Origin of the sequence: Fusibacter paucivorans (assembly GCF_018390735.1) — a bacterium.
Taxonomy (GTDB): Bacteria; Bacillota; Clostridia; order Peptostreptococcales; family Acidaminobacteraceae; genus Fusibacter; species Fusibacter paucivorans.
In genome coordinates, this window is record NZ_JAHBCL010000006.1 from 78,664 (window position 1) to 99,204 (window position 20,541).

General features: G+C 43.5%; 22 protein-coding genes. 6 read left to right on the forward strand and 16 right to left on the reverse strand.

Features of this window, described 5'->3' with window-relative positions:
- The first annotated feature begins 230 nt into the window (after positions 1-230).
- Positions 231-1,079 carry a sulfide/dihydroorotate dehydrogenase-like FAD/NAD-binding protein gene (locus KHM83_RS04605; protein WP_213235744.1) on the forward strand — a complete coding sequence of 283 codons (849 nt, stop codon included), beginning with the start codon at positions 231-233 and terminating at the stop codon, positions 1,077-1,079.
- Positions 1,070-2,470 carry an NADPH-dependent glutamate synthase gene (gene gltA, locus KHM83_RS04610; protein ID WP_213235745.1) on the forward strand — a complete coding sequence of 467 codons (1,401 nt, stop codon included), beginning with the start codon at positions 1,070-1,072 and terminating at the stop codon, positions 2,468-2,470. Before KHM83_RS04605 ends, gltA begins: the two co-directional genes overlap by 10 nt.
- Before the next feature lie 174 nt (positions 2,471-2,644).
- Here the strand turns inward: gltA and KHM83_RS04615 are convergent, their stop codons facing one another.
- Genes KHM83_RS04615 through KHM83_RS04630 form a run of 4 tightly spaced genes read right to left on the reverse strand, consistent with a single transcriptional unit; the run spans position 2,645 to position 5,899 of the window.
- The gene (locus tag KHM83_RS04615) at positions 2,645-3,862 is read right to left on the reverse strand and encodes an ABC transporter permease (protein ID WP_213235746.1); all 1,218 of its coding nucleotides are present in this window, start codon (positions 3,860-3,862) and stop codon (positions 2,645-2,647) included.
- Positions 3,859-4,725, reverse strand: a complete 867-nt coding sequence (locus KHM83_RS04620) for an ABC transporter ATP-binding protein (RefSeq protein ID WP_213235747.1) — start codon at positions 4,723-4,725, stop codon at positions 3,859-3,861. Before KHM83_RS04620 ends, KHM83_RS04615 begins: the two co-directional genes overlap by 4 nt.
- The gene (locus KHM83_RS04625) at positions 4,701-5,444 is read right to left on the reverse strand and encodes a hypothetical protein (protein WP_213235748.1); all 744 of its coding nucleotides are present in this window, start codon (positions 5,442-5,444) and stop codon (positions 4,701-4,703) included. The genes KHM83_RS04620 and KHM83_RS04625 overlap by 25 nt, the downstream gene beginning before the upstream one ends.
- Complete coding sequence (locus KHM83_RS04630; RefSeq protein ID WP_213235749.1) at positions 5,441-5,899, reverse strand: RNA polymerase sigma factor; 459 nt, start codon at positions 5,897-5,899, stop codon at positions 5,441-5,443. Before KHM83_RS04630 ends, KHM83_RS04625 begins: the two co-directional genes overlap by 4 nt.
- Positions 5,900-6,274: 375 nt before the next feature.
- Here KHM83_RS04630 and KHM83_RS04635 point away from each other — a divergent pair, with 375 nt between their 5' ends.
- From KHM83_RS04635 to KHM83_RS04650, 4 genes are read left to right on the forward strand one after another with little or no spacing between them, the layout of a single operon-like run.
- Positions 6,275-6,715 (forward strand): LytTR family DNA-binding domain-containing protein, encoded by a 441-nt coding sequence (locus tag KHM83_RS04635; protein WP_213235750.1) that lies wholly within the window; start codon positions 6,275-6,277, stop codon positions 6,713-6,715.
- 12 nt (positions 6,716-6,727) lie between these two features.
- Positions 6,728-7,147, forward strand: a complete 420-nt coding sequence (locus KHM83_RS04640) for a DUF3021 family protein (RefSeq protein WP_213235751.1) — start codon at positions 6,728-6,730, stop codon at positions 7,145-7,147.
- Positions 7,140-8,072 (forward strand): ABC transporter ATP-binding protein, encoded by a 933-nt coding sequence (locus KHM83_RS04645; RefSeq protein ID WP_213235752.1) that lies wholly within the window; start codon positions 7,140-7,142, stop codon positions 8,070-8,072. Before KHM83_RS04640 ends, KHM83_RS04645 begins: the two co-directional genes overlap by 8 nt.
- Complete coding sequence (locus tag KHM83_RS04650; RefSeq protein ID WP_213235753.1) at positions 8,069-8,923, forward strand: ABC transporter permease; 855 nt, start codon at positions 8,069-8,071, stop codon at positions 8,921-8,923. The genes KHM83_RS04645 and KHM83_RS04650 overlap by 4 nt, the downstream gene beginning before the upstream one ends.
- A gap of 256 nt (positions 8,924-9,179) precedes the next feature.
- Here KHM83_RS04650 and KHM83_RS04655 read toward each other — a convergent pair whose 3' ends face one another.
- The 12 genes from KHM83_RS04655 to dhaL form a co-directional block, all read right to left on the reverse strand.
- On the reverse strand, positions 9,180-9,488 hold the full coding sequence (locus tag KHM83_RS04655) for a (2Fe-2S) ferredoxin domain-containing protein (protein WP_213235754.1): 309 nt from the start codon (positions 9,486-9,488) through the stop codon (positions 9,180-9,182).
- A gap of 254 nt (positions 9,489-9,742) precedes the next feature.
- Positions 9,743-11,107 carry a nitrogenase molybdenum-iron protein subunit beta gene (gene nifK, locus KHM83_RS04660; protein WP_213235755.1) on the reverse strand — a complete coding sequence of 455 codons (1,365 nt, stop codon included), beginning with the start codon at positions 11,105-11,107 and terminating at the stop codon, positions 9,743-9,745.
- Between the two features lies 1 nt (position 11,108).
- Complete coding sequence (gene nifD / locus KHM83_RS04665) at positions 11,109-12,716, reverse strand: nitrogenase molybdenum-iron protein alpha chain (RefSeq protein WP_213235756.1); 1,608 nt, start codon at positions 12,714-12,716, stop codon at positions 11,109-11,111.
- 20 nt (positions 12,717-12,736) lie between these two features.
- Positions 12,737-13,120, reverse strand: coding sequence for a P-II family nitrogen regulator (locus KHM83_RS04670; protein ID WP_213235757.1), 384 nt, complete (start codon positions 13,118-13,120; stop codon positions 12,737-12,739).
- Positions 13,121-13,133: 13 nt separating this feature from the next.
- Positions 13,134-13,457, reverse strand: a complete 324-nt coding sequence (locus KHM83_RS04675) for a P-II family nitrogen regulator (RefSeq protein ID WP_213235758.1) — start codon at positions 13,455-13,457, stop codon at positions 13,134-13,136.
- Between the two features lie 178 nt (positions 13,458-13,635).
- Positions 13,636-14,454, reverse strand: coding sequence for a nitrogenase iron protein (gene nifH, locus KHM83_RS04680; protein WP_213235759.1), 819 nt, complete (start codon positions 14,452-14,454; stop codon positions 13,636-13,638).
- A gap of 580 nt (positions 14,455-15,034) precedes the next feature.
- Positions 15,035-15,946 carry an EamA family transporter RarD gene (gene rarD, locus KHM83_RS04685; protein WP_213235760.1) on the reverse strand — a complete coding sequence of 304 codons (912 nt, stop codon included), beginning with the start codon at positions 15,944-15,946 and terminating at the stop codon, positions 15,035-15,037.
- A 462-nt stretch (positions 15,947-16,408) separates the two neighbouring features.
- Positions 16,409-17,401, reverse strand: a complete 993-nt coding sequence (gene dhaK / locus KHM83_RS04690) for a dihydroxyacetone kinase subunit DhaK (RefSeq protein WP_213235761.1) — start codon at positions 17,399-17,401, stop codon at positions 16,409-16,411.
- Positions 17,385-19,115: a phosphoenolpyruvate--protein phosphotransferase gene (gene ptsP / locus KHM83_RS04695; protein ID WP_213235762.1), complete on the reverse strand. Its 1,731-nt coding sequence runs from the start codon at positions 19,113-19,115 to the stop codon at positions 17,385-17,387. Before ptsP ends, dhaK begins: the two co-directional genes overlap by 17 nt.
- Before the next feature lie 3 nt (positions 19,116-19,118).
- Positions 19,119-19,385: an HPr family phosphocarrier protein gene (locus tag KHM83_RS04700; protein WP_213235763.1), complete on the reverse strand. Its 267-nt coding sequence runs from the start codon at positions 19,383-19,385 to the stop codon at positions 19,119-19,121.
- A gap of 9 nt (positions 19,386-19,394) precedes the next feature.
- The gene (gene dhaM / locus KHM83_RS04705) at positions 19,395-19,787 is read right to left on the reverse strand and encodes a dihydroxyacetone kinase phosphoryl donor subunit DhaM (RefSeq protein WP_213235764.1); all 393 of its coding nucleotides are present in this window, start codon (positions 19,785-19,787) and stop codon (positions 19,395-19,397) included.
- A 13-nt stretch (positions 19,788-19,800) separates the two neighbouring features.
- On the reverse strand, positions 19,801-20,421 hold the full coding sequence (gene dhaL / locus KHM83_RS04710) for a dihydroxyacetone kinase subunit DhaL (protein ID WP_213235765.1): 621 nt from the start codon (positions 20,419-20,421) through the stop codon (positions 19,801-19,803).
- Positions 20,422-20,541: the final 120 nt, after the last annotated feature.

Genomic DNA, 20,541 nt, shown 5'->3' on the forward strand with positions numbered 1-20,541 from the left:
ATTTTTTGATGCATTGATACATTCGTTTGTTAAGTAAATAACTTATGCCGCCCAGTAAAAAAAATGTGTTCAAAACCTTGACCTCCTGCACGGTTATGATTAATATATGATATAAAGCAATCAACTTAGTCGATGCATTTATAGCACTTCAAATAGCACGATTTCAGCATGATTTGTACCTTTGTATAAACATGCAAACAACTTTTCGTTAAACCCTAAGGAGGCACACGTTGTATAAAATTGTTCGTAAAGAAAACTTAGGCAGCAGCGTCGTCCAGTTTGATGTCGAAGCGCCGAAAATTGCTGCAAAAGCAAAATCAGGCCAATTCATTATCGTCAGACTTGATGAACAGTCAGAGCGCATTCCGTTAACCATTGCCGATTACGATCGAGAAGCCGGCACAATAACAATGATCTTTCAAGCTGTCGGTTTCTCTACAAATGCATTAAAAACCCTCGAAGCAGGCGATTCTATCCTCGATGTCGTCGGGCCGCTTGGCACCGCATCGGAAATTGAAAATTATGGTACCGTCGTTTGCATCGGCGGCGGCGTCGGCATCGCTCCCGTCTATCCAATTGCACGTGATCTGAAAGAAGCCGGCAATAAAGTCATTTCTATTATTGGTGCAAGAAATGAAGACTTGCTCTTTTGGAAAGACAAAATGGCGGCAATCAGCGATGAGCTGCTGATCGCAACAGATGATGGCAGTGCCGGAATCAAGGGATTTGTCACAGATGTTCTCAAATCTGTTATGGATCGTGAAAATGTAGATCGCGTCTGGGCAATCGGTCCAATGGTTATGATGAAAGCTGTTGCCAATACAACACGACCTTCAGGTGTTAAGACGATTGTAAGCCTTAATCCAATTATGGTTGACGGCACCGGCATGTGCGGTGGCTGCCGGGTTCAAATTGGAACAGAAACCAAATTCGCTTGCGTCGACGGGCCTGAATTCGATGGTCATCTCGTCGACTTTGATCTGGCGATGCGCCGATCATCCGTTTACAAAACAGAAGAACTGCAAGCTGTAGAGCACGATCATCAATGCAGGATTGGAGGTATCGGGAAATGCCATTAAAAGCGCCTAGAACCTCCATGCCGGCACAAGACCCTGCCGAAAGAAGTCATAATTTCAAGGAAGTCGCTCTTGGCTACACTGCCGAAATGGCCAAAACAGAAGCTTCAAGATGCCTTGACTGCAAAAATCCACTTTGTGTCAAAGGGTGTCCAGTAGAAGTCGATATCCCCGGTTTTATTCGCGCCATTGTTTCTGACGATATGTCTGGCGCAGTCGACGTCCTTAAACAAAAAAATAACCTTCCCGCTGTATGCGGCCGTGTATGTCCTCAGGAATCGCAATGTGAATCAAAATGCGTCTTAGGCATTAAAGGCGAATCCGTTGCCATTGGACGTCTCGAACGGTATACAGCAGACTGGGATATGGCACAGACATTCAAAGCACCTGAAAAACCCGAACCGAAATCAGAACGCGTCGCCATTGTTGGCTCAGGCCCAGCTGGCCTTACCGCCGCAGCAGATCTCGCTAAGATGGGCTATCAGGTTACTATATTTGAAGCACTTCATACGCCAGGCGGCGTCCTCATGTACGGCATACCAGAATTTCGTCTGCCGAAAGCCATTGTACAGCAGGAAATTGATTACATTCGTGCGCTTGGCGTCCAAATCGAAGTTAACGCAGTTGTCGGCAAAACCGTTTTAGTTGATGAACTGCTAGACACAGAGGGTTTCGATGCCGTTTTTATCGGCACTGGCGCCGGACTGCCTAACTTCATGAATATCCCGGGAGAAAATCTAAATGGTGTCTATTCATCAAATGAGTTTCTTACGCGTACCAATCTTATGAAGGCTTATGATTTTCCGAACTACCATACGCCAATTAAGATCGGTAAAAAAGTCGCCGTCATTGGTGCGGGCAATGTTGCAATGGATGCCGCGAGAACTGCGCTTCGCTTAGGCGCAGAAGAAAGTTACATCGTTTACAGGCGTTCAGCTGCTGAAATGCCGGCACGGCATGAAGAAATTGAACACGCAGAAGAAGAAGGCGTTCAATTTCGTCTACTTCATAGTCCAATTGCCTATGAAGGTGATGAAAAGGGGCAGCTCACAAAAATGACGCTCCAACGCTTCGAACTCGGCGAACCGGATGCTTCCGGCAGACGGCGACCAATGCCAATTGAAGGCGATACCGTTGAAATGCCAATTGACACTGTTGTCGTCGCCATTGGCCAAGGCCCTAACCCATTGGTGCCGCATTCTACAGAAGGATTGGAACTGACGAAAAAAGGGAATATCGTTGCCGATGAAGAAACGGGCGTTACTTCTCGCGATGGCGTTTTTGCAGGCGGTGACATCGTCACTGGCGCTGCTACTGTAATCTTGGCCATGGGCGCAGGCAAGAAAAGCGCGCGCGCCATTGATGCTTACCTTAACGCAAAAAGAGATCAATGAAATGAAATTAAATGAACTGATCTTGAAGGGTTATCGGGAAAATACGCATTTTAATATTTAATCCCCCAAAAAACAAACTGCTAGAAATAGGACTTTCAAAAATCCTAAATCTAGCAGTTTTATTGTGGTTTTGAACGTATAACACGCTTTAAGGAAATTGTATAATTTTCTCAATTAGCCAATTTGGTGTTTTTTGAAAGAACGATACGCCAATGGCGCAAGCAACATGCTGATTACGATCGCAAAGATTGGCATAAATACATAAGGCTTTATCACCAGCCCAAGTAATTCATATAGAATACCATTCGTTACCGTCCAATAAGGCATCATATTGGTCGGAAGAAGCTGAAACAAATTATAGAGTACAATGTTTCTTTCGGATATAGATACGAACATCGGCATAATTAGCAACAAACCGACAAGAATGATTACACCAAACGGGGATTTGAATTTTGCAGACAACAGCATCGTAATTGCCGCTGTCATCAAACAGGCAAAAAGAGTACAGACTGCAAGAATCAAAGCGGTCTTACCCATCGTCAGCGGATAAGGTGAAAGTGGAGAGTATAATTGAAGCGGCGCATCTGCGCCGTCCGAACCAAAAAGGCTCAATGATAGAATATAATCAACTGCCGTAAGCACAGCACAAATCAATGCAGCCAGAGAAAAACCGGTAAACAGCTTTGCTGCAATAAGCTTGTTTTTCCCGTGTCTTGACGTCAGAATGAGTTGATCTGTCCCCGCAGCGTATTCACCGGAAAATATCGGCGCAATACATACTGCCATGGCAAAAGCCGCTACTAGCCCCAATGTATAGACGGTTACAAAGAATCGTGTATAGCCATCCGTATAAGAAAAAATCAGTGGTGTCATAATCTTCGCGTCGAGTACCAGCACCTTTTCTTTGGCTTTATCACTCATGCTCGTTGCCTCGACAAGCTGTACCTGCTTATTTCGCCGCAAGGCATAAAACTGTTCTACCTGCTCTTCTGACAATTTCTGGAAATCTTCCATATTAAACCGTTTGGATTCCGTATTATAAACAGTGCGAACGATGGCGTAAATCGCACTGTAAGGTCGTGCAAATGTTTGATACTCCGTGGTATCATGATAACTGTCGCTACCTGGTATTTTTGAATAGGCATCTACGGCTTTTACAATCAATTTATGATCAATCGCTTGTCCAGAGAGTGAGCGCGCATAGGATCGATCTTTTGTCATGCCCTCATAGTTGGATTCATATATTTCACCATCTATATAAGAATTGCCTAACAAAGTCCCGCTTACGCTGATTACGGTAGCAATAATGGCTAGGAAAAAGACGATCCATGTACTTTTCCGACACAATATTTTTTTATACTCAAAGCCTGTCAGGCTCCAAAAACTATTCACTGTTCGTTCACCCCGCTAAAATAGTACAAGTATAGATCTTCAAGCGTTGCCGTTACGCCTGTTGCGTCATCCTGCGGCGGATTTTCGCATATCAGGCGAAGAAAAATTTTTTCTCCCTCTTGCCGTATGTTGATGACAGGATGTTTTTCACACATGATCTCCGCTGCTTCCTGTGAAACGCTGCATTCCCAAACCTTGCCCGTAATGGTGTCAATAATTTGTTCCAATGTTCCCTGATGGATCAACTGACCGTTCTTCATAAGGAGAATCGTATCGGCAATATGTTCTACATCCGAGACGATGTGGGTGGAAAGAAGCACAATCCGTTTGGCGCCAAGGCGAGAAATTAGATTTCTAAAGCGTACCCGCTCTTTGGGATCCAGTCCGGCAGTCGGTTCGTCTAAGATTAGTATTTTAGGATCGTTCAGCAGCGACTGGGCAATGCCAAGCCGTTGCTTCATCCCGCCTGAAAAGGTCTTGATCTTTTTCTTAGCTTCTTTTTCAAGGGAAACCAGTTCCAATAACTCTCGAGATTTTTCCATCGCCCTAACTTTAGGCAAGCCCTTGAGCATCGCGATATAAAGCATGAAGTTCTGTGCGGTAAATTCGGGATAATAGCCGAAATCCTGCGGCAGATACCCCAGCACATCCCGGTAATCTTCATGATTCACATCAATTCCATCAAAGGCGATGGTTCCCGATGTCGGCGCTAATACACCACACATCATGCGCATCAGCGTGGTCTTTCCCGCTCCGTTTGCTCCCAACAGACCATATACACCCGCATGAAGGGTAAGAGAAATACGGTCGCATGCAATCTTATTGGCATAGCGTTTTGTCACTCGGTCAATAGCAAGTTCCATGTTTTATCCTCCGTTTGTTTCAATAGATTGTGGATTTGAAATCCAATCAGCACGATCGCAGCAGCCGACAGAAGTATCCAGTATCGCAAATATCCTGCTGAATAAAACTGTACAGCGCTTCCAATAATCATATTGATAATGCCTACCAGGCCTGCGGCAGCAGCGCAGCCGTACATACTCTCCCGAGTGCTTGACCGATTTAGAATCAGAAGGCATAAACTGCAAGTAATCAGATAAGGAACAAGTAAATAGAAAGTTAATCGCAATATGCCAAAGTGAGAACTGCGATTGATCAAGATTAAAAGCAAAGATAAAACAATAAAATTACCTGTTCCTAAAATACTAATCCTTGCCATGACGATCTGCGATAGATTGAACCGACAACTCGTTTCGAGCTCCGCCATACAATCAAAAGCGGAGCGGAAAATTTCCGTCACCGTAAGCAACGTCAAAAACGGAAGTATGGCGGAAACAGTCCATACCCTACTGGCTTCCATATGAAAATTCTGAAACGCCGCTGAAAAAGAAACTGTCCATCCCATCAACAGAATAAAGGCTGAAAGCAGCCAAACGCGTTTGCGAATATAGGCAAACTGATAACCTAAGAAGCTTAGGTATGAAATTTTAGGGTAACGTAGCGTTTTTAAAAATTGAGCTTTTCTCTTTGGTATAGGTGCTTCAAAAGCAGACTGCAACCCCATTTTCAGTTTATTATTCAAGAAAAATCATCCTCCTTCATTAATCGTTTTAAAGTAGACAGCGCAGAGCTTGTCTTCCTATAAACCGCAAACCGCGAAAGTCCGGTAATAGCTGTAATTTCACCGACAGCTAGCCCGTTTACAAACCTCAAAAGCAATAGCTCCTGCTCCTGTTCCGGTAATTTTTTCAAAACTTGTCGTATGGCGATGCCAAGTTCAACGCGCTCAAAGGGCTCTACAGTTGCCACATCCTCTTTCAATTCTTCAAACTGCTTTTTTTGAAAGGTATCTATACAGAGGTTTCGGGCAATCACATAGAGATAGGCAAGTTTTTTGCCATGCTCAATATAGGAGTTCTGCGAGAAGTATTTTAGGAAGGTTTCTTGCGTTAGGTCTTCTGCCAATGTAGCATTTCCAACCTTAAAATAACAATAACGATAGATTTTGTCGTAATGTTCCTGAAGATCAGCGGACAACTTAAAACCTCCTCTCATTCTGTATAACGGTTTGTGAAGCTATAATGTGCGAAAAAAATATTTTTCAACAATTTTTTATTATAATACAACCAAACTATGAATGAAAGTCATTGCATACGTTGTAAAATCGATATTTCCAGAAAATTTCAGTTCAGATATCGAAAAAAAGAAACGTTTGAAAGCAGTCCTACAGATAAAGAAAGTTTGAAAGCAATCCTACAGATATTGACATGTGATTTTCCCGACATCCCTTTTTACGCTTAATAAGCCAATTTCTGCAGGTTACCCCCTAGATTGTGCAAGTTGCCTTTGAACACTTGATATTATCTCAAAACATTGGATAATAAGAATATAAACAAAACTGGAGGTGTCCCTTTGAAGATTGTAATCGAATACGTCGCACCGCCTTTCGAAACCGAGCTGACGATTAAATGCAGCAATCCGGCAGACGCTACCACTAAGCAAATCATCCAAAACATTCAAAATATTTCAAGAGATGTCCTAGGCAGCAAAGACGGTGCTATCCACAAATTTACACTGGCACAAATATTTTATATCGAAAGCGTCGATGAAAAAACGTTTCTCTATCTTGCAAACGATATCTTCGAAACTGATCAGCGCCTCTATATGTGGGAAGCGCAGCTGGAACACACATCCTTTGTACGCATCAGCAAATCTACCATTCTCAACACGGACAAACTGGAATCGATTCGTTCAATGCTTGGCGGCAAAATGGAAGCAACGATGCAGAATGGCGAAAAACTCATTATCAGTCGCCATTATCTATCAGCATTCCGAAAAAAATTTGGGATATGAAAGGAGCCTTTCATGAAAAAAAAATCGATAAAGACTTATATCCTAACCGACTGTATCTCCTTTACTTTTTCTGCCATGATTTTGTCGATTATAGGTTTAATGCAAGATGTTATGATGTCTATTGATAACGTCGTACTGCTTCAGCTTTTTACGTGCACCACACTTATCGCCGTGCTCATGTATTTTACGGAGAGCATTCCAGTCGAATCACAGCTAGCTGCAATCTTTATCAATTTTATCGACACTTCGTTGGTTATTTTGGCAGTTGGCGGCGGTGTTTTTAAGTGGTTCCCCTGGGAAGCAATCTACGTTGGCGAAGTTGTCGCCATTCTCACTGTCGTCTTTATCATTACCACACTGATCATCACTTGGCAAAATTATCACCTCGCCAATTCGATTAACGAAATTATTAAGGAGCGCCAACATGAGTAATCAAACGATTAATGACATCATCATCGAAGTCAAATCTTTAAAGAAATCATATGGTCCCGTAGAAGCCGTCAAGGCAATCAGTTTTTACGTCGAACGCGGTAAACTCTTTGCATTTCTCGGGCCGAATGGGGCTGGCAAAAGCACGACAATCGATATGATTTGTACCTTTTTAAAGCCTGACAGCGGCAACGCAGTGATTAATGGCTTTACCCTCGGTAAAGACGATGCCGGCATTCGCAGCAGCATTGGCGCCGTCTTTCAAGACAGCCTGCTCGATGCGTTGCTCACCGTTGAAGAAAACTTGAGAAGTCGAGGTGCTTTTTACGGTTTAAGCGGGAATGAACTGACAAAAGCCATTGAAAACGCAATGACAGCTGTTGATATCACCGCATTGGCAAAAAGACCTTATGGCAAACTATCCGGCGGTCAGCGCAGGCGATGCGATATTGCCAGAGCGTTAATTAACACACCCAAAATACTTTTTTTAGATGAACCTACTACAGGACTGGATCCGCAGACTAGACAATCCGTCTGGCACACCATTCAAAAGTTGCAGCGCGAAAACGGCATGACTGTCTTTTTAACCACACACTATATGGAAGAAGCCGCAGAAGCTGACTATGTGGTGGTCATTGACGATGGCAATATCGCCGCCAAAGGGACACCAGCCGAATTGAGAGCCGCATACGCTAAGGATAAACTCGTGCTCCACTGCCACGATATTGACGCTGTCCGCAGTATTTTGTCAGCGCAGTCCATTTCAGGCATTTGGCAAGGCAGTCAAGTTACCATCAATCTCGAACAGACAATGGCGGCACTGCCAATTGTACATCAGTGCGAATCATACATTCACAGCTTTGAAGTCAGCATCGGCACCATGGACGATGCCTTTATCGGTATCACCGGAAAGGAGATTAGACAATGATTTCATTTATGCAGCGCAATTTAAAAGTATTTTTTAGAGATCGAAGCGCCGTCTTCTTTTCACTGCTCGCCTCACTGATCATTATTGGTATTTATGTACTCTTCCTCGGCGAAGTCTATGCATCAAATCTCAGCTCAATTGAGAACAGCCGCGAAATTATGGACAACTGGATTATGGCCGGCCTATTGGCCACCACTTCTGTCACAACGACAATGGGCGCTTTTGGGATCATGGTCGATGATAAAGCCAAAAAGATCAACAAAGACTTTTACGTTGCCCCGATTTCGAAATACAAGCTCGCTGGCGGCTATCTCTTTAGCGCCTTGATGATTGGTTTTATCCTTTCGGTCATTACATTTATCTTCGCAGAACTATACATTTTACTCAACGGCGGCAGTCTCATCGCTGCAGCTTCTCTGCCAGCATTCATTGGCACCCTAATGCTAACAGTTATCGCGAACGCGGCGATGGTCTTCTTCATCACTTCGTTTTTCAGCAGCAATAATGCCTATTCAACCGCCAGTACGATTATCGGCACCATCATTGGTTTCTTGACAGGTATTTATCTACCGGTGGGGCAGCTGCCTCAGGCCGTTCAATGGATCGTAAAACTGTTTCCAACATCCCATGCAGCTGTCCTATTAAGACAAATTATGATGAACACGCCTTTGACCACCGGTTTTAGCGATATTCCTGTAAATTATCTTGCAGATTTTAAAGAAGAAATGGGCATTGTGTTTATTATTGGTGACAACACCGTCAGTAATGCCACCAGCATCTTTTTCTTATTGGCAACGGCGCTCATCTTCTTTGCGCTGACGGCCTTTAATCTTTCGAGAAAAACCTCCTAATCAACAAATAAGGAAGTTGCATCATTACCTTTCGTTAAATCTTTACGACAATATGTTGAACTGCCATACGATAAAAATAGCACAGACATTTATCAAACCCTGCTATTTTAATTATTTTAATCGTAAAATATCGATAAAACGCCCCAGTACATGCTTAAAACATCATGACGGGGGCGTTTTCATTTCATTTTTATAATTTTTCAGGCACTTTTTCCATCTTTATATCGTCTTCATAAGCCATTTAAAAACTTTCAATTTAGGCGATGACGAGTGATTCAACCACTTCGCCAGCTTCCAACGCATCTAGAATCTCTGGAATATCATCTTCGGCGACTTCACCGTACCATGTCCCTTCCGGATAAATGATCACGATCGGCCCTTTATCACACAGACCTAAACAGCCTGTGCTCGTGACCATTACGTCTGCTTCCAGATCGCGATCCGATAGCTCTTCATTAATCATCGCCAAGAGATTGTGCGATTCTTTTCGCTCGCATGTCCCCGTCACCTTGCCGTTAAGGCGTGTACTCGCGCATACGAATATATGATGCTTTGGTTTTTCCATTTCATGCCTCCATTTCTTCATTGTAGGGTAACGCCGGATATGACAGCACTAATTTTACGCCGCTTTCGTTCAATTATCACACCTCTCTAATGAAACACAATGGACTGTACTTGGTTAAGAGCGATTGATCAAGAACGATAACAAAGCTTGAAGGCGCTTACTGGAGAAATGGGGTATCTCCCAATAAACACCAACAAGCTTGCTGACATTGGGGTGTTATAACAATTAATATGCTTTTACACGCTTACTTTTCTTTAAAGAACGAGTTCAAAATCTTCATCAGAACATGTTTTGTCTCTTAGGTCAAGGAATGCCGTACTGATTTTTTCGATCATTCGAATGGCGCCCATGTAACCTACAAGCGGGAAATAACTATGACCAACGCGGTCGAGGATCGGCCAGCCGACTCTTACCAGTGGAATATCCTCCGCACGGGCAATGTATTTACCATAAGTGTTGCCAATAATCATATCAACCGGACTTTCTTTAATCCATTGGTGCAGCTCCATGAGGTCTCCTTTTGACTTGACGTGTTCTGCTGTCTCACCATATGTTTGCAGTGTTTCTTCAACCGTCTTGTCAAAGTCCTTTCCAGGTGTTCCCGTCAGTATGTGCACAGGTTTCATCCCTAAACTGAGAACGAGCTCCGTCATGGCAATCACAATATCAGGATCGCCGAAAATGGCAACGCGCTTGTTATGATAGTGATTATGCACATCTACCATGAGATCGACGAGCTGACCGCGTTCCATTTCCAGTTCATAGGGCACGCTTCCGCCAGTAATTTCAAGTACTTTCATAATAAAATCGTCTGTGGCTTTAACGCCCATTGGCACTTTAATAACATGGCACGGGATATTGCATTTTGATTCGAGTTCATAACCACCGTCTTTTGAAGCAAAAGAACCCATGGCAATCGTCGCCTTGCTGCTGCCGGACTTACGAATTTCTTCAACTTTTGTGCCGCCCTTTGGGTACATTTCATATTTCCCCGTCATTGGGGCATTGACAACATCACTGGTGTCTGGAAACATGATATAAGGAGCATCTAAGAGTCTCATGATCCGCTTCATTTCTTTCATATCCGATGGTTCAACATAGCCCGGAATAATGTTGATGGTGCTATTCTTAACTTCTGTATCTTCTGCCAGATAGGCAACCATTGCTTTGACCATATTTGAAAACCCGGTGACATGTGAACCCACATAGCTTGGCGTATTGGCGTGAATCACCACTTTACCTTCTGGAATTTTCGCACTGCGGATAATGTCGCTGATATCGTCACCGATGGTTTCAGATAAACACGTCGTGTTAATGGCAACGACATCTGGATCGTAAATTTCAAATATATTGGTGAGGCCTTTCGTGAGATTCGGCTTACCGCCGAAGACGCACGCGCCTTCTGTAAACGAACTCGTGGAGGCCATAATGGGATCTCTAAAGTGTCTCGTCAGATGCATTCTGTGATAGGAACAGCAGCCTTGCGAGCCATGACTGTGCGGCAGACAATTGTGAATGCCAAGTGCTGCGTACATTGCCCCAACGGGCTGACACGTTTTTGCAGGATTGACAACCAATGCGCTGCGTTCTGATAATTTACTCGGGGTTTGATCTAACATCTTATGCCTCTCCTTCCTCTACGTATTTGCCAACCAATCCTGGTTGCGTCTTCCACGGCGGCAATACATACTGCCATGCCGGTGTAAACATGCCTGCGACAACATCTCGGGCGAAATTAACCGCGCCGCGGTAACCTGCATAAGGTCCACCATAATCGTAGGAATGCAATTGTTTTGCATAAACGCCCATTTTCTGAACGGCGTATTTGTCCTTAATCCCAGAACCAAAGAATGATGGCTTTAGCGCCTTAATCAATACTTCTGTCTCGAAATGGTTAAGGTCGTCAATGAGCATACTGCCATCCGGCATATCGGTAATCATCCCTTTGTAAACACTCATTGGCACCGTTGATTTCAGCTCTTCAATACGTTCTGCCGGAATTCTGAGATGGAATTTTTCCGCATCCTGTTCTACTGAAATTTCTTCAATATTTCGCGTATCGGCATCCAGTTTAATATCCGGTATAATATCCCTGCCCTCATAGTCATCTCGATGGGCAAACTCGTAGCCAGCAGCAACTGTTGAAATACCGATTTCACTTAAAAGTCCTTGGTAGTGATGTGCTCTGGAACCGCCGACAAATAGAATAGCCGTTTTCCCATCACACATTGCCTTGTAACCTGCGATTTCATCTTCAAGCTCTGCCACTTCTTCTGCGATGACCTGTTCTGTACGCTTTTTGAGATTGTCATCATCAAAGTACTCGGCAATATCTCTCAGTGTTTTGCTCATGGCTTCAATACCGATGAAGTTAACTTTCATCCAAGGTGCACCGTATTTAATTTCGATCATATCGGCAATGTAGTTGATGGAACGATGACACTGAACGAGGTTTAAGTCTGCCTGATGCGCCGTTGCAATTTCATCATAGGTTGAGTTGCCTGTCATCGTCGTCATAATGTTATAGCCTATTTTATGCAGAACGCGTGCAATTTCCCACTCATCGCCGCCAATGTTGTACTCACCGAGAATATTGATGGAAAACGGCTTTGTTTCAATATCATTTTTCCCGACAACTTCCAGCATGAGTTTATTGTTGGCAATATGATGCCCCGCCGACTGACTTACACCCTTATAGCCTTCACAGTTAAACGAGAGTACCGGAATACCGTATTTCTCCTGTGCCGATTTTGCAACGGCACTGATATCATCACCTATGAGCCCCACCGGACAAGTGGCACTAATGGAGATCGCTCTGGGATTAAAAATTTCAACTGCTTCATCAATTGCTTTGGCGAGTTTCTTTTCACCGCCAAAGACAATATCGCTTTCCTGCATGTCTGTGCTGAAACAATACTCGAGAAAGCTCTTGCCGCCTTCTCTTGCAACACCTTTATTTCGTCTTGTCTGCCAAGCGTAATAGGAACAGCCTATCGGTCCGTGTACGATGTGAACCATGTCGACAATCGGCCCGATGACAACGCCTTTACAGCCTGCGTAAGCACACCCACGGTTTGTGATAATACCGGGAATGGTACGCGTATTGGCCTGAATTTCCTGTATTTCACTTGAATCTTTTATAATAATGTGCTTTTTCCTGTTCTTCATGACACTTGCAGGATAAGCATCAAGTATCTTTGATTGCAAGTCCTTTTTGCTGACTGCCATAGTTTCCTCCTGTTCACTCACTAAATTGCACTATCTCCTATTTCACCCGTTCTCACGCGAATGACCTCAGCAACCGGCAGAACGAATATTTTACCGTCTCCCATGTTGCCGGTCTGATTGTGTTCAACAATAATGTTTACAACCGCATCGACGTCTTCGTCTTTGACAACCAGCGACATGATGCGCTTTGCAAAGAGTCTTTGACTTTCTGAAATGCTTTCCAGCGTTCTCGGCGGTGCTTCAATGCCATCGTCGATCACCTTCTCGAGCAATTCGAAATTCAAATTCTTTTTACCGCGTCCGAAGACTTTACGCCCTGTCATAGAAGAGAATCCGGCTTCCGAAAGTGCATGAGCGGTATCATTGATGTTATGCATACGAATGATTGCCATAATTTCTTTCACGAGTTGCCTCCTTCTAAGCTTCTACTTCTCCCGAGCTGATGGTAATTGCCTTTTCAACGTCAGTCACAAAAATCTTACCATCTCCGAAAGTACCTTCACCTGTCTTTGCATTTTTAATAATGAGTTTTATAATCTCATCTGAATCTTCCGCCTTACAGACGATCATCAGGAGTTCTTTTTCTAGCTGTTCATAATAGACATTGCCTACTTTGACGCCTCTCTGGCGACCGCGCCCGACGACGTCCATCTTTGTAACCGAGCTATATCCTGCTTCCTGCAGTTCATTGAGAACCTTTGAGACCTTTTCAGGTCTGATGATTGCTCTGATCATTTTCATAATGGTTGTATCCCCCTTTTGATTTTGATGTAATCTTTCTGCTTCATCACTCCGCCACCGTGTCGATGTTTTAAACCGATTTTTACCATCTAAAACACGATCGACTGCAACTAATTGAATATTGATTCATTGAATAGCGCATCGAGTGGTTCGTACACCGCTATTCGCTAATTTGCCATTAACCCAAAATACCGAATTCAGATAGAATTTCTTCCAGTCTGTCTTCAGACATCGGCTTCGGCACAACAAGGTTTTTATTGCCGTCAATTGCCTTTGCAAGTGTTCTGTACTCATCTGCCTGAGGATCTTTCGCATCAAAATCAATAACAGTTTTCCGATTAATCTCTGCACGCTGAACCACATTGTCTCTTGGCACAAAGTGAATCATTTGGCTTCCGAGTTCTTCTGCGAATGCTTTAATCATATTGTATTCATTGTCAACTTTACGACTGTTGCAAATGATGCCGCCAAGTCTCGTCTTACCGGTTGCCGCATATTTCTGAATACCTTTGCAGATGTTATTTGCTGCATACATGGCCATCATCTCACCACTGGCAACAATATAGACTTCTTCCGCTTTCCCTTCGCGAATCGGCATTGCAAAACCGCCGCAGACAACATCGCCGAGAACATCGTAGAAGACATAATCCAAATTATCCTCATAAGCACCTAGTTGTTCCAGTAAGCTGATTGAGGTAATAATCCCCCGACCGGCACATCCGACGCCAGGTTCCGGCCCACCGGATTCCACACACTTGATATTTGCAAACCCCTCTTTCAAGACTGCATCGAGTTCAATGTCGTCCCCTTCTTCTCTCAGGGTATCCAAAACGGTTTGCTGTGCAAGGCCACCAAGAATAAGACGCGTAGAGTCCGCCTTTGGATCACAGCCAACAATCATAATTTTTTTGCCCATCTCGCCCAGTGCGGCAGTCAAGTTTTGTGTTGTGGTAGATTTGCCGATACCACCTTTTCCGTAAATAGCTACTTGTCTCATAATTTTCCCTCCTAATCATCGCGGCCAGCAAGTTTGGTTAATAAAAAAAGGCGCTCGTTTACGCAATAAACGAAAGCGCCTTTGCCTTGAAGCCTTTAATTGTGTGACCTATCACCCTGTGCGTGAAAACTCGACCTTTAAAAAAAACAGCACCTTCCTCCCAATTGGTTATATAGGAAAAAGGCGCCGCTGCCGTTTCTGATCTCATTATCATTTACTTGTCATTATCTGCTTGTCGTGAACTGTATGTTTTTTTGAACACATGGTCAAGTTTTCCTCGCAGCTTGTTGATATGTCTTATTATTTGTGTATTCTAGCATAGAGTAAAATCCATAGCAAGTTTTTTTGAAAGTACAAAATGATAATATTTTGAAGTTTTCTGTTTTTCCAATGCTTAACGCCAAAAAACTTTTTTTGAATTTTCAGTAAACTTCCAACTGTCCTATGCAAAAAATAAAATCGCCCGAACAATTTCGCATCATCGCAGCATATTGTTCAGGCATATATGTTTTGCTTTTCAAATACAAACAGACTTGTTTCATTCGGTTCATTTAACGTATTTTTCAATCAGTATCCTTTATCAGCTTTCTTCAACCACCATCGGTCTCTTTTTCATTTTCAGCATCAAATACTGCTCACGTGTAAAAATAACGAGGCCGATCCATATAAAGATAAATGCCAATAATGCATTGAGATCAAATGGCTCGTGAAAAACGAAAATACCTAAGAAAAGCGAAATTGTCGGTGCAATATACTGTAAAAAGCCAACGATACTTAACGGCAGCCGCTTCGTACCCTCAGCATACAATAAAATCGGAACTGCTGTCAAAATTCCGCTAATGGCAATCATCCCCCAATAAAATGGCGGCAAGTTGCCAACAATACCAGCACCGGACGTTTCGACTTTTATCAAATAAATCAAACTTGGCACACCAATGATCAACGTTTCAATGCCAAATCCCTCTACAGATGAAAATTGCGATTTCTTTTTTAAAAGACCATAGATCGCAAAAGAAAATGCCAACAGCAGCGCAACATAAGGGATTCTCCCATAAGTTAACGTTTTATAGACAACGCCGACAGCTGCAAAACCAATACCGATTTTCTGCATTTTCGTTAAATTTTCCTTGAAGAACACTCTCCCAAAGAATGTTAGCACCAACGGATTAATATAATAACCCAAACTGGTCTCAAGAACATAGCCATTGTTGACGCCCCATATAAAGCCCATCCAGTTCGCAGAAATGAAAAACGCAGGCCCTATCGTCATCAAAAGATGCTTTGGCTGCCGTGCAAGCTGAAAAAACGCCTTTAACTGCCCCTTAAAACTTAGCAATATGATAACGAGCACAAAAGACCACATGACGCGCTGTGCAAAAATCTCATAGGGTGATATAGCACTCACCCATTTCCAATATAACGGCAACAAACCCCAAATCACAAAAGCTGCGCTCCCCATCGCAAGCCCTTCTACATACCTCTTTTGATCCATCGCCTCTCCTTATGTCTCCGTCATTAATGATATATGACAATATATGTAAGGAAATCGCATCATTACTTTTAGTTGATCCGTCACTGCAATCTGTTGAATTTTCACCTAAGGAAAATAATATGTATTGTCGTAAAAGGATTAAATTTGTATGATGCATTTCCCCATGTAAATAGCTTGATGCATTATACCATTTTTTCTACTAGATGAAAACACTCGTTTGCCTCCACTTAAGTATCGTTACCACTTTTCTATGGATCATTAATGATTTCAATCACTTGGCAATAATGAATTCTTTCTATAATATAGTGTCTATTAATTATTTCTATAAAAAACGCCGGATATTACTTGATCATGGTAACACCCGGCGTTTTGATTCGCTTCATCTATTTTCTTTTAATTCATCCTTGGCGATCTGTTTTATTCAGACAGCACGTGCTAAATTTATGTTTCAGTTGGCTTACTTCACTGAACAAGCGCAGGCGTATTGGCTTCAGCCAATAGCAATTCTTTTAATTCTGCATCAAGTTTGATAACAGAGATTGAAAAACCAGCCATTTCAAGTGATGTCATATAGTTCCCAACATACGTTTTGGCAATCTTAATGCCTTTTTCTTTCATGACTTCTGAAACACGAAGATTCGCAACGTAGAGTTCCATTGTTGGCGTACCGCCTAAGCCGTTCACCATAACTGCAACTTCATCATCAGCTGCAAGTGATATATCATCAAAAATCTTTTGGAGCAAGTGATCAACGATTTCATTTGCTGTTTTAAGCGTTTCACGATGCGTTCCCGGTTCACCATGAATACCCATGCCGATTTCAACTTCATTTTCAGCAAGTGTAAAGCTCGGTTTACCCGCAGCCGGAACAGTACAAGGGGACAACGCCATACCCATAGACCGTACATTAGTAATCACTTTTTCCGCAACAGCCTTGACTTCATCCAGTGAACCGCCCGCTTCAGCTTTGGCACCTGCAATTTTATGTACAAACAGTGTCCCGGCAATACCGCGTCTTCCCGTTGTCCATGTACTGTCTTCAACGGCAACATCATCGTTGACAACAACTTTTTCAACTTTAATACCGTCAGCTTCAGCCATTTCTGCTGCAATTTCAAAGTTCATGACATCGCCCGTATAATTTTTAATGACGAGCAAAACACCTTTTCCACCATCAACCGCTTTAACTGCTTCATAGACCTGATCCGGTGTTGGTGATGTAAACACGGCACCTGCAACAGCACCATCGAGCATTCCCTTACCGACGAATCCGCCATGGCTAGGCTCATGGCCGCTGCCGCCGCCACTGACGAGCGCCACTTTGTCTGTTGGGCCCTGAGCGCGCACGAGGACTTCAAAACCCTCTAAACGCTTCACGTGATTAGGATGTGCCGCAACAATACCTTTTAACATTTCATCAACGACGTTCTTTGGATCATTAATAATCTTTTTCATGAATTTCCTCCTTAAGCTTTATCTTTTCAAGATAATGCGTCAGACGCGCTCGGGTATCAACAGCGCTTCGACTCGCCAACACATCATCTAAAAGTACAGAATCAACTTTCAGTGACTTCATTAAATATTTTACTTTTAGAACAGAAGGGGCGCTCATGCTGAGTTCGTCAAATCCCATTGCCAGCAGTACGGGAAGCGCCAGCGGGTCACCTGCCATTTCACCGCACATGCCAATCCAAATGCCATTAGCATGCGCCGCTGCTGCTACCATATTTATCGCATACAGCACAGATGGATGAAAATAGTCATAGCGATCACTTATTTTCGGATTACCACGGTCAACAGCAAGTGTATACTGAGTCAAATCGTTGGTGCCTACGGAAAAGAAATCAACGACTTTTGCCAGACGTTCTGCCTGCATGACCGCTGCCGGTGTTTCAATCATAATACCAACTTCAATTGCTTCATCAAATGGCATCCCTGCTGTTCTGAGTTCAGCCTTGGCTTCATCAATCAGCGCCTTTGAATCGAGTACTTCTGATTCGCTGATAATCATCGGCAGCATAATCGCAGCTTTACCATAGTGCGAAGCTCTTAAGATCGCACGAATTTGCGTTTTAAACAGTTCCGGTTTATCAAGACAAATCCGAATGGCGCGCCACCCTAGAAACGGATTGGCTTCTTCGCCAATTTCAAGATAATCTGCCGGCTTGTCACCGCCAATATCAAGTGTTCGTATCACACATAAATGCGGTTTCGCACGCTCGACAACATAGCGATACGCTTCGAATTGTTCATCCTCATCAGGCGCTTTCGCTTTGCCCATAAAGACAAACTCCGTCCGATAGAGTCCAACCCCTTCAGCACCATTTGCCTTCATCGAATCAATATCCGTTGGATTACCAACATTAATCGCCAATGGCAGATGCATTCCGTCTTTTAATACGCTAGGCTGATCAACAATGGCATCATACTGCTTTGCCATCGCTTTAATTGCCGCAACACGTTCTTGATAACGCACTTTTACGGTTTCATCCGGTGAAATAATTATTTCTCCCGTCTCACCGTCTACATAAACAGTCTCACCGTTTTCAATCGCATCAATGTGGTTTCCAAGCCCGACAACTGTTGGTATCCCTTTGGTCTTTGCAATGATAACCGCATGTGAAGTCGTGCTGCCCTGACCGAGTATAATCGCGCCAACATGTTCTGATGTCATATTGGCAACCATTGACGGTTCAATATCATCACCACACAGCACGTGATAGCCAACAGCAATATCCGGCGCAGAAATGCCAAGCATGATTCTCACCATTCGTTTGCCAATGTCAATAACATCCTTACTGCGTTCTTTCAAGTACTCATCTTCAATCGCGCCGAGCATTGCCGCCATTTCATTTGCAGCATCCATCACAGCGCGCGGCGCCGATAGGCCGCCGCTAATCTTTGCTTCTATAGAATCTGTCAGCATGACATCGGTTATCATAAGCAGATGTGCATTTAGCACATCTGCCTGCGTTTGATCCGTTGCATTTTTAATCAATTCTTCTATTTGACCAACCGCCGCCTGCGATGCCTGTTGATAGGCACTTTTCTCATCTTCAATTGTCGATACAGCATAGCGATCGAGTACACCTTCAATATCTTCTGATAATGTCATTACGCTTGCTAAACATACGCCGTCTACGACGCCTTTTCCCATAATCTGCTTCATTGCCTACGCCTCGTTAAAATTATTGCCGATTAGTGTATCAAAAGCCTGCATGGCATCTGCTTCATCCGGCCCATCTATTGTAAGTTCAATTGTCTGTCCCATTTTTGCGCCCAATGACATCACCATCAATAAGCTCTTTGCATCTGCACGTTTTTCACCGGCAACAATCGTTACTTTGCTTTCATAAGCACCTGCAAGTTTTACCAGCTCAGCCGCTGGTCGAGCATGTATGCCCAATTTATTTCCTAATGTATATGATTTTTGAATCAAGATGTCCTCCTACAATTTCTGCATGGCTTTTGCCATTTCTGCAGCTGCTTTTACTTCTGCCAGTGTTGCGCCAATAGAAGCTTGTACGGCAGCACTAATAGCGCCTTCAACAATTGGCGCATCAGCAATAACAACCCGTGCCGCCACTTCTGGCTCTATAAGTTCAAATGCGGTTTCTGTGCTGATAATGGCACTGCCTAAATCAACCAATACCAGTACGCCATCACCCGAATCAGCGGCTGCAACTGCTTCGCTAATGCGTATCGCATCTGTTCCAATACTTCCGTCTGTCATGCCGCCTGCTGCAATAATCTTCTGATTAGCACCTGCCATTTGACCCGCTAAGGTTTTAATGCCCTCTGCAATCTGCTCGCTATGAGAGACAATGACAATTCCTACCATAACAACCTCCCGTTTACGCTTTTAAATACTTGGTTGCGGTCTCAAGCATTAATGTAAATGAAGTTGCACCCGGATCTTGATGTCCGATGCTTCGATCGCCCAAATAGCTGGCGCGGCCTTTCGTCGCACGTATTGTCTTTGTAAATTCAATGCCTTCATTCGCTGCGGCACATGCCTTTTCAAGTCCTTCTACTACAGATAGACCTTCAGCAACCGCCTGTTTCAGCGCATCTTGTGCCGGCATCATAGCATCAAGCATGGTTTTTTCACCTTTAACGGCTTTACCGCGGTCTTGGATACCTTTTATCGCAGCCGCGAGCATTACTTCTGCCTCTTCAAGCGTCAGTGTTTCTTTTCCTTGTGCTTCGGCACCTGCTCTCATAAATGCCGTTCCATATAATGGCCCGCTTGCGCCGCCTACAGTAGAAAGCAGTGTCATCCCTAATTTTTTAAGTGATGCACCAATATCTGTATCCTCTTCTGTAAATTTCGTAATAACCGCTTCAAAACCTCGATTCATGTTGATACCGTGGTCAGCATCACCGATAGCCCCATCAAGCTCTGTTAAAAAAGCTTCTTGACTTGATATGGTCTCTTGGAGTGCTTGGATCATCCCAAACAATGTTTTGCTCATAATTCGACCTCCATGTGATAGTGTTTGATTATAAAAAAAGCAAAATACATGCCAACTTTTCAAAGCGTGTATTTTGCTACATTTAAACGTGAACGATTACTAATGTTTGGTGTTTTTCGG

What these genes read in the sequence shown, in the direction of transcription:
- gltA (WP_213235745.1), top strand. Translation starts at nt 1,070, where the DNA reads ATGCCATTAAAAGCGCCTAGAACCTCCATGCCGGCACAAGACCCTGCC.
- KHM83_RS04620 (WP_213235747.1), bottom strand. Translation starts at nt 4,725, where the DNA reads ATGGAACTTGCTATTGACCGAGTGACAAAACGCTATGCCAATAAGATT.
- KHM83_RS04640 (WP_213235751.1), top strand. Translation starts at nt 6,728, where the DNA reads ATGAAAAAAAAATCGATAAAGACTTATATCCTAACCGACTGTATCTCC.
- KHM83_RS04645 (WP_213235752.1), top strand. Translation starts at nt 7,140, where the DNA reads ATGAGTAATCAAACGATTAATGACATCATCATCGAAGTCAAATCTTTA.
- KHM83_RS04650 (WP_213235753.1), top strand. Translation starts at nt 8,069, where the DNA reads ATGATTTCATTTATGCAGCGCAATTTAAAAGTATTTTTTAGAGATCGA.
- KHM83_RS04655 (WP_213235754.1), bottom strand. Translation starts at nt 9,488, where the DNA reads ATGGAAAAACCAAAGCATCATATATTCGTATGCGCGAGTACACGCCTT.
- nifK (WP_213235755.1), bottom strand. Translation starts at nt 11,107, where the DNA reads ATGTTAGATCAAACCCCGAGTAAATTATCAGAACGCAGCGCATTGGTT.
- nifD (WP_213235756.1), bottom strand. Translation starts at nt 12,716, where the DNA reads ATGGCAGTCAGCAAAAAGGACTTGCAATCAAAGATACTTGATGCTTAT.
- KHM83_RS04675 (WP_213235758.1), bottom strand. Translation starts at nt 13,457, where the DNA reads ATGAAAATGATCAGAGCAATCATCAGACCTGAAAAGGTCTCAAAGGTT.
- nifH (WP_213235759.1), bottom strand. Translation starts at nt 14,454, where the DNA reads ATGAGACAAGTAGCTATTTACGGAAAAGGTGGTATCGGCAAATCTACC.
- rarD (WP_213235760.1), bottom strand. Translation starts at nt 15,946, where the DNA reads ATGGATCAAAAGAGGTATGTAGAAGGGCTTGCGATGGGGAGCGCAGCT.
- dhaK (WP_213235761.1), bottom strand. Translation starts at nt 17,401, where the DNA reads ATGAAAAAGATTATTAATGATCCAAAGAACGTCGTTGATGAAATGTTA.
- ptsP (WP_213235762.1), bottom strand. Translation starts at nt 19,115, where the DNA reads ATGAAGCAGATTATGGGAAAAGGCGTCGTAGACGGCGTATGTTTAGCA.
- dhaM (WP_213235764.1), bottom strand. Translation starts at nt 19,787, where the DNA reads ATGGTAGGAATTGTCATTGTCTCTCATAGCGAGCAGATTGCAGAGGGC.
- dhaL (WP_213235765.1), bottom strand. Translation starts at nt 20,421, where the DNA reads ATGAGCAAAACATTGTTTGGGATGATCCAAGCACTCCAAGAGACCATA.